The 12,372-nt window shown below is 64.3% G+C and carries 10 protein-coding genes; 4 read left to right on the forward strand and 6 right to left on the reverse strand.

The features are described from left to right. Positions 1-76: 76 nt before the first annotated feature. The 6 genes from XH84_RS08730 to XH84_RS08755 form a co-directional block, all read right to left on the reverse strand. Positions 77-1,312 (reverse strand): ABC transporter substrate-binding protein, encoded by a 1,236-nt coding sequence (locus XH84_RS08730; RefSeq protein WP_164936607.1) that lies wholly within the window; start codon positions 1,310-1,312, stop codon positions 77-79. A 37-nt stretch (positions 1,313-1,349) separates the two neighbouring features. Then, positions 1,350-2,369 carry a branched-chain amino acid ABC transporter permease gene (locus XH84_RS08735; protein ID WP_128922210.1) on the reverse strand — a complete coding sequence of 340 codons (1,020 nt, stop codon included), beginning with the start codon at positions 2,367-2,369 and terminating at the stop codon, positions 1,350-1,352. A gap of 2 nt (positions 2,370-2,371) precedes the next feature. Further along, complete coding sequence (locus XH84_RS08740) at positions 2,372-3,250, reverse strand: branched-chain amino acid ABC transporter permease (RefSeq protein WP_128922209.1); 879 nt, start codon at positions 3,248-3,250, stop codon at positions 2,372-2,374. 14 nt (positions 3,251-3,264) lie between these two features. Beyond that, positions 3,265-3,978 (reverse strand): ABC transporter ATP-binding protein, encoded by a 714-nt coding sequence (locus tag XH84_RS08745; RefSeq protein ID WP_008135694.1) that lies wholly within the window; start codon positions 3,976-3,978, stop codon positions 3,265-3,267. Then, positions 3,975-4,772 (reverse strand): ABC transporter ATP-binding protein, encoded by a 798-nt coding sequence (locus tag XH84_RS08750; RefSeq protein WP_128922208.1) that lies wholly within the window; start codon positions 4,770-4,772, stop codon positions 3,975-3,977. Before XH84_RS08750 ends, XH84_RS08745 begins: the two co-directional genes overlap by 4 nt. Positions 4,773-4,838: 66 nt before the next feature. Next, the gene (locus XH84_RS08755; protein ID WP_164936606.1) at positions 4,839-5,705 is read right to left on the reverse strand and encodes an IclR family transcriptional regulator; all 867 of its coding nucleotides are present in this window, start codon (positions 5,703-5,705) and stop codon (positions 4,839-4,841) included. Between the two features lie 131 nt (positions 5,706-5,836). Here XH84_RS08755 and XH84_RS08760 point away from each other — a divergent pair, with 131 nt between their 5' ends. The 4 genes from XH84_RS08760 (at position 5,837) to pimC (ending at position 12,262) form a co-directional block, all read left to right on the forward strand. Beyond that, complete coding sequence (locus XH84_RS08760; protein ID WP_128922206.1) at positions 5,837-7,930, forward strand: 3-hydroxyacyl-CoA dehydrogenase NAD-binding domain-containing protein; 2,094 nt, start codon at positions 5,837-5,839, stop codon at positions 7,928-7,930. A gap of 88 nt (positions 7,931-8,018) precedes the next feature. Continuing rightward, positions 8,019-9,701 carry a dicarboxylate--CoA ligase PimA gene (gene pimA / locus XH84_RS08765; protein WP_128922205.1) on the forward strand — a complete coding sequence of 561 codons (1,683 nt, stop codon included), beginning with the start codon at positions 8,019-8,021 and terminating at the stop codon, positions 9,699-9,701. Beyond that, positions 9,698-10,885, forward strand: a complete 1,188-nt coding sequence (locus XH84_RS08770; RefSeq protein ID WP_128922204.1) for an acetyl-CoA C-acyltransferase — start codon at positions 9,698-9,700, stop codon at positions 10,883-10,885. The genes pimA and XH84_RS08770 overlap by 4 nt, the downstream gene beginning before the upstream one ends. A gap of 186 nt (positions 10,886-11,071) precedes the next feature. After that, the gene (gene pimC, locus XH84_RS08775; RefSeq protein WP_128922203.1) at positions 11,072-12,262 is read left to right on the forward strand and encodes a pimeloyl-CoA dehydrogenase large subunit; all 1,191 of its coding nucleotides are present in this window, start codon (positions 11,072-11,074) and stop codon (positions 12,260-12,262) included. Positions 12,263-12,372 lie beyond the last annotated feature (110 nt).

A 12,372-nucleotide genomic window follows, 5' to 3' on the forward strand; every position in this document is an offset into this window, starting at 1 on the left:
GACGCCTGCCGTCAACAAAAAGCCCCCGCGATCGCTCGCAGGGGCTTCTCGAGGGTCGGACTTTTGCGTCAGCGGGTCACTCGGAGGCGATGTCGCCGCTGATGATCTCACCGAACAGTTCCCACTTCTCGCCTTTGAAGCGCTGCATCTGGAGCTGGGCGATCGGGGCGAAGTCGGTGGGGCCGGTGTTGATCTTGACGCCGGGCAGCAGGGTATCCGGCGCAAAGTCCTTCAGGCTGGCGGCCTGCTTCATGATGTTGGCGCGGGTGAGATCGTCCCCGCACATCTCCAGCACCTTGGCGAGGGTCGACGCAGCGCCGTAGCCGTAGACCATGCTGGTGTCGGACTTGTCGGCCCCGGGCATGTACTTGTCGACGAACTCGTTCCACTTCTTCATGCCGGGATCGTTGGCCCATTGCGGATCGGTGGAGTCCTTGGCATAGGCCGCCGACAACACGCCCTGGGCGTTTTCGAAGCCGGCCGGCTTCATCACGCTGCCGACCGAGATCGACACGTTGGTGAGGATCTGCAACGGCTTCCAGCTGAGCTCGGCGGTCTTCTTGATGGTCTGGGCCGCGAATTTCGGCGTGGCGTAGATCAGGAGCACGTCGGGATTGGCCGCCTTGATCTTGACGATGTGGCCGTCGATCGAGGGCTCGGACACCTCATAGCTCTCTTCCATGATGATCATGGACGAGGCCTTGGCGCCGAGGCCGTCCTTGGTGCCCTTGAGGTAGTCTTTGCCGAAATCGTCGTTCTGATAGAGGATCGCGACCTTGGCGTCGGGCTTCTCCTTCATCAGCCATTTGGCGTAGATCTGCGCTTCGCTCTGGTAGGAGGGTTGCCAGCCGATGGTCCAGGGGAAGTTCTTCGGATCGTTCCACTTGGTGGCGCCGGTGGCGACGAACAGTTGCGGGATCTTCTTGGCGTTGAGGTACTTCTGGATCGCGCTGTTCGAGGGCGTACCGAGCGGATTGAAGACGGCCAGAACCTCGTCGCTCTCGACCAGCTTGCGGACCTGCTCGACGGCCTTCGGCGGCGAATAACCGTCGTCATAGGTGACGAAGTTGACCTTGCGGCCGTTGATGCCGCCCTTGTCGTTGATCATCTTGAAATAGGCTTCTTCGGTCTTGCCGATGATGCCATAGGCCGACGCCGGACCGCTGTACGGCATGATGTTGCCGATCTTGATCTCGGTATCGGAAGCGCCGGTGTCGTATTTCTTTTGGGCGAGTGCAGCGCCGGAGGTGAGAGTGATGGCCGCCGTTGCCGTGACCAGCGCGGCGGCTCGCAGTGTTCTTCCAAAATACAATTCGGTCTCCTTGGTTAAACAGCAGTCTTTGAGAGTTTCAGTTTCTTCTGAGCTTGGCGGCGAATTGCTGGCCCATGATCGCGATCTGCCTTGCGCCGTGTGGCACGAGATAGATGACGAGGAATAGCAGCACGCCGAACACCGCGCCGGAAAGACCTTTGGAGATGCTTTCCGCCATGTTCGGCACGAAGATGATGAAGGCCGCTCCGACGAACGAGCCGGGCAGCCAGCCGACGCCGCCGACCACCATGCCGAGGAACAGCGAGATCGCCAGCGTGATGGTGTAGCTGTCGGGCGCCACGAACTGCACCGCGATGGCGCCAAGCGAGCCGGCAACGCCGGTGATGCCGGCGGACACGCCGAAGGCCAGCGTCTTGTACAAAGCGACGTTGACCCCCATCGAGGAGGCCGCGATCTCGTTGTCGCGGATCGCCATGAAGGCGCGGCCGGAGCGCGAGCGCAGCAGGTTGACCGAGAAGATGTAGATCGCGAGCGTGACGATGAGCGTGAAATAATACAGCCACATGTCCTGCGACATCGGCAGGCCGAACGGCGCGTCCGGCTTGGTGACGACGAGGCCCTGCACGCCGCCGGTCCAGTGTTCGAGGAAGTTCAGCTTCAACAGCTGCGGCATCGCGGTGGCGAGCGCGAAGGTCGCGAGCGCGAGATAGACGCCCGACAATCGCAGTGCCGGCTTGCCGAACAGGTAACCGAAGCCGAAGCAGACCGTCGCGGAAATCGGAATCGTCAGCGCGTAATTGACGTTGAAGTACTCCATCAGCACTGCTGACGTATAGGCGCCGACGGCGTAGAACGCGCTCTGGCCGAGCGAGAACTGGCCGGAGCCGCCCGTCAGGATGTTCAGCGCCAGCACGGCAAGCCCGTAGATCAGGAGCATCGTCATCTGGAAGATGATGAAGTTCTTGACGAACACCGGCACCAGCAACAGCACCGCCAACACCAGCAGCGAGGTGCCCGTGCCCAGCGTCATGGCCCGCTTCGGAACCGCCTCGACCGCCTCGTGGCCTTCTGCAACGACTTCTTCTGCAGCGCTCATGATCAAACTCGCTTGACGATGTGCCGGCCGAACAGGCCAGCGGGCTTGACGACCAGGACGGAGATGATCAGCGCGAGCGCGATCGGAAGTTTCAGCTCGTTGCCGACGCCGGGGATGTAGGTGCCGGCGAGATTCTCGAAGATGCCGACCAGGAAGCCGCCGACCACGGCGCCGAACGGGCTCGACAATCCGCCGAGCACGGCTGCGGCAAAGCCGTAGATCAGCACGCCGCCCATCATGTTGGGCTCCAGGAACACCACCGGTGCGATCAGCATGCCGGCGATCGAGCCGATCGCGGTCGCCATGCCCCAGCCGAGCGCGATCATCCAGCTGGTGTTGATGCCGACCAGGCGGGCCGATTCAGGCACCGAGGCGGCGGCGCGCATCGCAAGCCCGATCCGCGTGTACTGGAAGAAGAAGTAGAGGCCGAGCAGCAGCAGCACGGTGACGCCGATCATGCCGGCCTGGTGGGTCGAGATCAGCTGGCTGCCCAGGAACGGCGAGGAGCCGAACGGGGTCGGATATTGCTTGATGGTGAAGTCCCAGATCAGGCCGGCCGAGGAGTTGATGATCGCGAACAACGCAATGAAGCCGGCGACGTTGGTCAGCACCGGCGCTTTTGCCAGCGGCTTGAACAGGATGCGCTCGATCGCGATGCCGGCGACGAAGGAGAATGCCAGCGTGATGATGAAGGCGGCCCAATAGGACAAGCCCCATTGCATCAGCTGCCAGGAGATGAAGGTCGAGAACATCGCCATCTCGCCTTGCGCGAAGTTGAGATGGTCGATGGCCTGGTAGATCATCACCACGGCCAGCGCCATGCAGGCGTAAATGGCGCCGGTGGCGATCCCAGCCAGGACCTGGTTGGTGAAAAGCTCCATTTGTCCCGGCTCCCTCAGTAACCCAGATAGGATTTGCGGATTTCTTCGTTGTTCGCGATGTCCTTGGCGTTGCCCGACATCACGATGCGGCCGGTCTCGATCACATAGGCCTGGTCGGCGAGCTCGAGCGCGAGCTGGGCGTTCTGCTCGACCACCAGGATCGACACCTTGTCCTCGCGGTTGATCTTGCCGAGAATGCCGAACAGGTCGCGCACCACCAGCGGCGCGAGTCCGAAGGACGGCTCGTCCAGCAGCATCAGCCGCGGTCGCAGCATCAGGGCGCGGGCGACCGCGAGCATCTGCTGCTCGCCGCCGGAGAGCGTGCCGGCCTGCTGGGTGTGGCGCTGCTTCAGCACCGGGAAATGCGCATACATCCGCTCGATGTCGGAGACGATGCCGGCGCTGTCCTTGCGGGTGATGGCCCCGAGCTGGAGATTTTCCTCCACCGTCATGGTGGTGAAGGTGCCGCGGCCCTGCGGCACATGGGCGATGCCGAATCGCACGATGCTCTCGGTGGACCGGTTGTTCAGCGGCTTGCCGTCGAACTCGATGCCGCCGGTCGAGCGCACCATGTTGCAGATCGCGCGCAGCGTGGTGGTCTTGCCGGCGCCGTTGGCGCCCAAAAGCGTGGTCAGCGAGCCTTCGTTGAGGGAGAAGGACAGGCCATGGAGCGCCTGGACCTGGCCGTAATAGGCGCGCAGGTCCTTGACGTTGAGCAGTGTCGTCATTGATCCTTGCTCCCGAGATAGGCCTTGATGACGTCGGGGTCCGCCTGCACTTGGGCGGGCGTGCCTTCCGCGAGCTTCTTGCCGAAGTTCAGCGCGACCACGTGGTCGGCGATCGACATCACGAGGCCCATGTGGTGCTCGACCAGCAGCACGGTCATATGGCGCTCGTCGCGGATGCGGCGGATGAGGTCGCCGAGCACGTGGACTTCCTCGTGATTGAGGCCGCCGGCGGGCTCATCCAGCAGCAGGATCTTCGGATCGGCCGCGAGCGCGCGTGCCAGCTCGACGCGCTTCTGCGTGCCGAACGGCAGGCCGGAGACGGTGGTATGGGCGACGTCCTCGAGGTCGAGATAGGCGAGGATCTCGTGCACCTTCTTGTTGACGTCGGTCTCGCTGCGGCGGACCCAGGCGAGGCGCAGCGAGTCGCTGATGATGTCGCTGGAGGTCCGGGCGTGTGTTCCGACGCGGACATTGTCCATCACCGAGAGGTTCGGAAACAGCGCCACGTTCTGGAAGGTGCGGCCGATGCCGATCTCGGCGATCCGGTGCGGCGGCCGCGTCAGGATGCTTGCGCCTTCCATCAGGATGTCGCCGGACGAGGGCTGATAGAGCCGCGACAGACAGTTGAACAGCGTAGTCTTGCCGGCGCCGTTGGGGCCGATCAAGCCGAGGATCTGGCCCTTGTGCATGTCGAAGGACACACCGTTGAGCGCGACAATGCCGCCGAACACGACGCTGACGTCGCGAACCGCGAGCAGGGGCGATGTCCCCCGCGCGAGCTGTGCCTGCGTCATCTCGTCTCGCTCACGTCGTTCGGTGAGCGCAGGGGCGATGCGAACCGCTCCCGACGATGACAAAGGCTATCTGATCCCCTCGGCCAAACGCGCAACTTTCCCTCCTGATTTCAGCTTTTTGCTGACGTCTTTTTTGGAATGCGGCATCAGACCCCCGAGCGCCGCTTCGATGTTCCTTACCATCGCCAAGAGACGCGGTCCAATGTCGTTGATCAAACGCTCTTCCGTGAAACGGAATGCGGGCGCGCCGCAATTGAATGCGTAAGGTCCGGTTCCGTCGTTGAGCTTGAGCGCGACGCCGGCGGCGCCGATATCGTCGTGCCAGTCGCCGACCGAAATCGCAAAGCCGTATTTCGCGACGGTCTCGCCGGAACGTTCCAACCCATCGCGCATCTTTGGCCAACGGCTGCCGTAATGTTCGCGCAACAGACGCGACAACTCCGTACGGTCGGCGTCGTCGAGCGCCCAGAAATAGGCGCGGCCCATCGCACTGGTTGCAATCGGCACGCGGGAGCCGACGTCAAGTTGAACGCCGACCGTCTCGCTGCCGCGGCTTTGCCCGAAATAGATCATGCTGTGACGGTCGCGGCCGCCGACGGCGACGGCGCCGCCGGTCGCGCGCATCACGTCCTCGCGGAACGGCTCGGACAAATGCCGAACGCCGAGATTGGCGAGCGCGGCGTAGCCGAGCGACATCGCGGCGGGCGTGAGCTGGTACTTCTCGAAGCGGGGAACCGGCGCAAGATAACCCAGCTTGGTCAGCGTGTAAGTCAGTCGCGACACCGTCGGCTTCGGCAGGTTGGTGCGAGCCGCAATCTCCTGATTGCCGAGAAGGCCGTCATTGGGGTGGAATGCTCGCAATACGTCCAGTCCGCGGGAAAGCGCGACGACGAAATTCCGATCGGTCGCGGTCTTCTTTCCTGTACGCTTCATCCCTGATCTGCTTCTTGCGCGGAGTCGTTGACAAGCCACGTGCTTCAAAATAACCCTGCCGTCAAGATGCGGAATTAAATTCCGCACCGCGAAATCGAACAAAAGTTAATCCCCACCAAGGAGGGAACACCGTGAGCGAAGTGGTCAAGCTTGAGCGTCATGACGAGGTCGGGATCGTCACGGTCGACAGCCCTCCGGTCAACGCGCTGAGTGCCGCGGTCCGCGGTGGTATCCTGGAGTGCATCAAGGCCGCGGTCGCCGATCCCGCCATCAAGGGCATCGTGCTGACCTGTGCCGGCCGCACCTTCATCGCCGGCGCCGACATCACCGAATTCGGCAAGCCGCCGAAGCCGCCGGCCCTCAACGACGTGCTGTCCGAGATCGAGAACTCGCCGAAGCCGGTGGTTGCCGCGATTCACGGCACGGCGCTCGGCGGCGGCCTCGAGGTTGCACTCGCCTGTCATTTCCGCGCCGCGGTGAAAGAGGCCAAGCTCGGCCTGCCCGAGGTGAAGCTCGGCCTGCTGCCGGGCGCCGGCGGCACCCAGCGCCTGCCGCGCGCGGTTGGTCCTGAGCTCGCGGTCAAGATGATCGTCGGCGGCGATCCCATCGGTGCGGCGGAAGCGCTGAAGAACGGCCTGATCGAGGAGATCATCGAGGGACCGGCATCGGGCGGCGAAGCCTTCGTGCGAAAACTGCTGGCCGAGAAGCGTCCGCTGCGGCGTCTGCGCGACGACGATTCCAAGATCGCGGCCGCCAAGGCCGACCGCTCCATCTTTACCAATGCGGTCGCCGCCATGACCAAGAAGTCGCGCGGCCTGGAGGCGCCGTTCGCCGCCGCCGACGCGGTGGGCTACGCCATTGACCTACCTTTCGACGAAGGCCTCAAGAAGGAGCGCGAGGGCTTCCTGAAGCTCGTCGCCAGCGACCAGTCCAAGGCGCAGCGTTACGCCTTCTTCGCCGAGCGCGAAGCCGCCAAGATCGCGGGCGTTCCTGAGGGCACCAAGTCGCGTCCCGTGAACCGCGTCGCCATTCTCGGCGCCGGCACTATGGGCGGCGGCATCGCGATGTCCTTTGCCAATGCCGGCATCCCCGTCACCCTGATCGAGACCGGCGAGGAGCAGCTCAAGCGCGGCATGGGCGTCATGCAGAAGAACTGGGAAGCGACCGCGGCGCGCGGCGGCATCCCGGCAGACGCGCCCGCCAAACGGATGGCGCTGATCAACGGCGTCGTCGGCATCGAGAATGTTGGCGATGCCGACCTCGTCATCGAAGCCGTGTTCGAGACCATGGCGGTGAAAAAGGAAGTGTTCGGCAAGCTCGACCAGTATGCCAAGCAAGGCGCCGTGCTCGCCTCCAACACCTCCTACCTCAACATTGACGAGATCGCGAAGTCGACCAAGCGTCCGCAGGACGTGCTCGGCATGCACTTCTTCTCGCCGGCCAACGTCATGAAGCTGTGCGAGATCGTGCGCGCCGACAAGACCGCGCCGGACGCTCTCGTGACGGCTGTCACCATCGCACGCAAGATCGCCAAGGTACCGGCCGTGGTCGGCGTCTGCGACGGTTTTGTCGGCAACCGCATGCTCGCCCAGCGTGGCAAGCAGTCCGAGAAGCTGCTGTTCGAGGGCGCTTTGCCCCAGCAGGTCGATGCCGTGGTGACAAAATTCGGCATGCCGATGGGGCCGTTCGCGATGGGCGACCTCGCCGGCCTCGACATCGGCTGGCGCTCGCGCAAAGACCGCGGCATCAAGTCGGAGATCGCGGACGCGCTGTGCGAAGCCGGCCGCTTCGGCCAGAAGACCGGCAAGGGCTACTACAAGTATGAGGCCGGCAGCCGTGCGCCGCTGCCCGACCCTGATGTCGAGAAGCTGATCGACGAGACGCTGCTGCGCCTCGGCCGCAAGAAGCGCGTCGTCAGCGACGAGGAAATCCTCGAGCGCATGATGTATCCGATGATCAACGAGGGCGCGAAGATCCTCGAGGAGGGCATCGCGGCACGCCCGTCCGACATCGACGTGGTCTGGCTCTACGGCTATGGCTGGCCGATCTACCGCGGCGGGCCGATGTTCTGGGCCGACAGCGTCGGCCTCAAGCACATCGCCGATCGCCTGGCCTTCTACGCCAAGGAGACCAACGACCCCAGCCTCGAGCCCGCGCCGCTGCTGAAGAAGCTCGCCGCCGAAGGCAAGACGTTCGCCTCGCTCGCGGCGTCGAAAGCGGCGTGATGGGGCTTTGCGCTCCAACTCTCAGTCATTCCGGGTTCGGCTCTTCGAGCCGCCCCGGAATGACGGTCTGCGTAGTTTCAAGGAAGCTATGACCCATCCCGGCGAACAGTTTTACCCCGACGGCGTGCATTGGGACGACCCCATCGCCCAGGGCACGCTGCCCGATTTGTTGTCGAAGGCTGTCGCCGATTACGGCCCGCGCACCGCGCTGGAGTTTCGCGATCGCCCGATCACCTACACCGATCTTGCCGCGATGGCCGAGCGCGCCGCCGCGGCGTTTCTCCGCGCCGGCTGCGGCAAGGGCACATCCATCGCGCTGTTCCTCGGCAACACGCCCGACCATCCCGTCAATTTCTTCGGCGCGCTGAAAGCCGGCGCCCGCGTCGCGCATCTGTCGCCGCTCGACGGCGAGATCGCGCTGACGCACAAGGTCTCCGATTCCAGCTCGCGCCTGCTCGTCACCTCGAACCTCCAGGCCTTGCTGCCGACCGCGCTCAAATTCCTGGACAAGGGACTGATCGACCGCCTCGTCGTCTGCGAGGACGACGCTTGGGGCAAGGTCGGCACGCCGCAGGCGGCGATCCCCGATGATCCCCGCATCGTCACCTTCAAGGCCTTCGTCGAAGGCGCGACGGTGCCCGCGCAATGGCCGTCCGTGACGGCCGACGACGTCGCGCTGCTGCAATATACCGGCGGCACCACCGGCCTGCCCAAGGGCGCCATGCTGACCCACGGCAATCTCACCTCGGCGGTATCGATCTACGACGTCTGGGGCAAGCCGGGACGCGCGGCGCGCGGCGACGTGATCGAGCGCGTGATCTGCGTGCTGCCGCTGTTCCACATCTACGCGCTCACCGTGGTGCTGTTGTCCTCGCTCAGCCGCGGCAATCTGATCTCGATCCATCAGCGCTTCGACGTCGAAGCCGTGATGCGCGATATCGAGGTCAAGCGCGCGACGTATTTTCCGGGCGTGCCGACGATGTGGATCGCGATCGCGGCGCTTCCTGACCTCGACAAGCGCGACTTCTCCTCGCTCGCCTCTATCGGCTCCGGCGGCGCGCCGCTGCCGGTGGAGATCGCGAGCTTCTTCGAGCGCAAGGTCGGCAAGAAGCTGAAGAGCGGCTGGGGCATGACCGAGACCTGCTCGCCCGGCACCGGCCATCCGCCCACGGGGCCGGAAAAGCCCGGCTCGATCGGCCTGATGCTGCCCGGCATCGAGCTCGACGTCGTCGCACTGGACGATCCGAAACGCGTGCTTGCGCCGGGCGAAGTCGGCGAGATCCGCATCAAGGGCCCGAACGTCACCAAGGGCTATTGGAACAAGCCGGAAAGATCCACCGACGCCTTCGTCGACGGCCGCTTCCTCACCGGCGACATCGGCTATGTCGACACCGACGGCTATTTCTTCCTGGTCGACCGCAAGAAGGACATGATCATCTCCGGCGGCTTCAACGTCTATCCGCAGATGATCGAGCAGGCGATTTACACCATTCCAGGCGTGCACGAGGTGATCGTGCTCGGCATTCCCGATCAGTATCGAGGCGAGGCCGCCAAAGCCTTCATCAAGCTGAAGCCCCACGCAAAGCCGTTCTCGCTCGACGAGCTGCGCGCGCAGCTTGCCGGGAAGGTCGGCAAGCACGAATTGCCGGCCGCGGTCGAGTTCGTCGACGATTTGCCGCGCACGCCGGTCGGAAAATTGTCGCGCCACGAATTGCGCCAGCAGCAGAAACCGTCACAATCCGTTCAACACGCATCAGGAGGTCGTTCTTGACCGACGCCGTCATCGTTTCCACCGCCCGCACCCCGATCGGCAAGGCCTATCGCGGCGCGCTCAATGCCACCGAGGGCGCGACCCTTCTGGGCCATGCCGTCGGCGAAGCCGTCGCGCGCGCGAAAGTCGATCCCAAGGAGATCGAGGACGTCGTGATGGGCGCAGCGCTGCAGCAGGGCGCGACCGGCGGCAACATCGCGCGCAAGGCGCTGCTGCGCGCCGGCCTTCCCGTCACCGTCGCCGGCACCACCATCGACCGGCAGTGTGCCTCGGGCCTGCAGGCGATCGCGCTCGCCGCGCGCTCGGTGATCTTCGATGGCGTCGAGATCGCGGTCGGCGGCGGCGGCGAGTCGATCAGCCTCGTGCAGAACGACAAGATGAACGGTTTCCACGCCCAGGATCCGGCGCTGCTCAAGATCAAGGGCGAGGTCTACATGCCCATGATCGACACGGCCGAAATCGTCGCCAAGCGCTACGGCATCTCGCGCGAGAAGCAGGACGAATATTCTCTGGAGAGCCAGCGCCGCACGGCCGCTGCCCAGCAGGGCGGCAAGTTCAAGGAGGAGATCGCGCCGATCACGACCCAGATGGCGGTCACCGACAAGGCCACCGGTGCGGTGTCGATGAAGGACGTGACGCTGTCGCAGGACGAGGGCCCGCGCCCCGAGACCACGGCCGAAGGCCTTGCCGGCCTCAAGCCCGTGCGCGGCGAAGGTTTTTCGGTCACCGCCGGCAATGCCAGCCAGCTCTCGGACGGCGCCAGCGCCTGCGTGATCATGAGCGACAAGGAAGCTTCCAAGCGCGGCCTCAAGCCGCTCGGCATCTTCCGCGGCTTCGTCTCGGCCGGCTGCGAGCCCGACGAGATGGGCGTTGGCCCGGTCTTCGCCGTGCCGCGCCTTCTCAAGCGCCACGGCCTCACCGTCGACGACATCGGCCTGTGGGAGCTCAATGAGGCCTTCGCGGTGCAGGTGCTGTATTGCCGCGATAAGCTCGGCATCGACCCCGACAAGATCAACGTCGACGGCGGCGCGATTGCGGTCGGCCATCCCTACGGCATGTCGGGCGCGCGCCTCACCGGCCACGCTTTGATCGAAGGCCGCCGCCGCAAGGCCAAATATGCGGTCGTCACCATGTGCGTCGGCGGCGGCATGGGCGCGGCGGGTTTGTTCGAGGTGTTGCAGTAATTGCTGTCGTCCCGGACAAGCGCAGCGAAGCGGAGCGCCGATTCGGAACCCATACTCCGCAGCATGAGTGTGAAACGTAAATGGTAATGGCCTTCGCAAAACGAAGGCCGGTGGTTATAGGCCCCGGCGCCCGTGCGCAATTGCGCACTAGGCCGGGACGACAAGGGAAGCTCACAGGAGGATCCGATGGATCTCGCATTCACGAAAGAAGAGCAGGCGTTTCGCGAGGAAGTACGGCAGTTCTTCCGCGACAACGTGCCGCCGGATACGCGGCGCAAGATGATCGAGGGCCGTCACCTCTCGAAGGACGAGATGGTGACGTGGTGGCGCATCCTCAACAAGAAGGGCTGGGGCGTCAGCCACTGGCCCAAGCAATATGGCGGCACCGGCTGGACCTCCGTGCAGCACTACATCTTCAACGAGGAGCTGCAATCCTATCCGGCGCCGCAGCCGCTCGCTTTCGGCGTCAGCATGGTCGGCCCGGTCATCTACACCTTCGGCAACGAGGAGCAGAAGAAGCAGTACCTGCCGCGCATTGCCAATGTCGACGATTGGTGGTGCCAGGGCTTCTCCGAGCCAGGCTCCGGCTCCGACCTTGCCTCGCTCAAGACCAAGGCCGAGCGCCGGGGCGACAAGTGGATCATCAACGGCCAGAAGACCTGGACCACGCTGGCGCAGCACGCCGACATGATCTTCTGCCTCTGCCGCACCGACAACAATGCCAAGAAGCAGATGGGCATCTCCTTCATCGTGTTCTCGATGAAGTCGAAGGGCGTCACCGTGCGTCCGATCCAGACCATCGACGGCGGCCATGAGGTCAACGAGGTCTTCTTCGACGACGTCGAGGTGCCGATCGAGAATTTGATCGGCGAGGAGAACAAGGGCTGGGATTACGCAAAATTCCTGCTCGGCAACGAGCGCACCGGGATCGCGCGGGTCGGCGTCTCCAAGGAGCGGCTGCGCCGCATCCGCGATCTCGCCGGCAAGGTCGAATCCGCCGGCAAGCCCATCATCCAGGACGCGGCGTTCCGCGAGAAGCTGGCGGCCTGCGAGATCGAGCTGAAGGCACTCGAGCTGACCCAGCTCCGCGTCGTCGCCGACGAAGGCAAGCACGGCAAGGGCAAGCCCAATCCGGCCTCCTCGGTGCTGAAGATCAAGGGGTCCGAGATCCAGCAGACCACCACCGAGCTGCTCATGGAAGTGATCGGTCCGTTCGCAGCGCCCTACGACGTGCACGGCGACGACGGCTCGAACGAAGCCATGGACTGGACCGCCCAGATCGCGCCGAGCTACTTCAACAACCGCAAGGTTTCGATCTACGGCGGCTCCAATGAGATCCAGCGCAACATCATCGCCAAGGCGGTGCTGGGGCTGTGATGCTTTCTTCTCCCTCGCCCCGCTCTTGCGGGGAGAGGGCGGGGTGAGGGGCCTCTCTCCGGGCAAAGATCGTCGAGAGAGCGGCACCCCCTCACCCGGATTGCATCTCC

The sequence above is a fragment of the Bradyrhizobium nanningense genome (assembly GCF_004114535.1).
GTDB lineage: Bacteria > Pseudomonadota > Alphaproteobacteria > Rhizobiales > Xanthobacteraceae > Bradyrhizobium > Bradyrhizobium nanningense.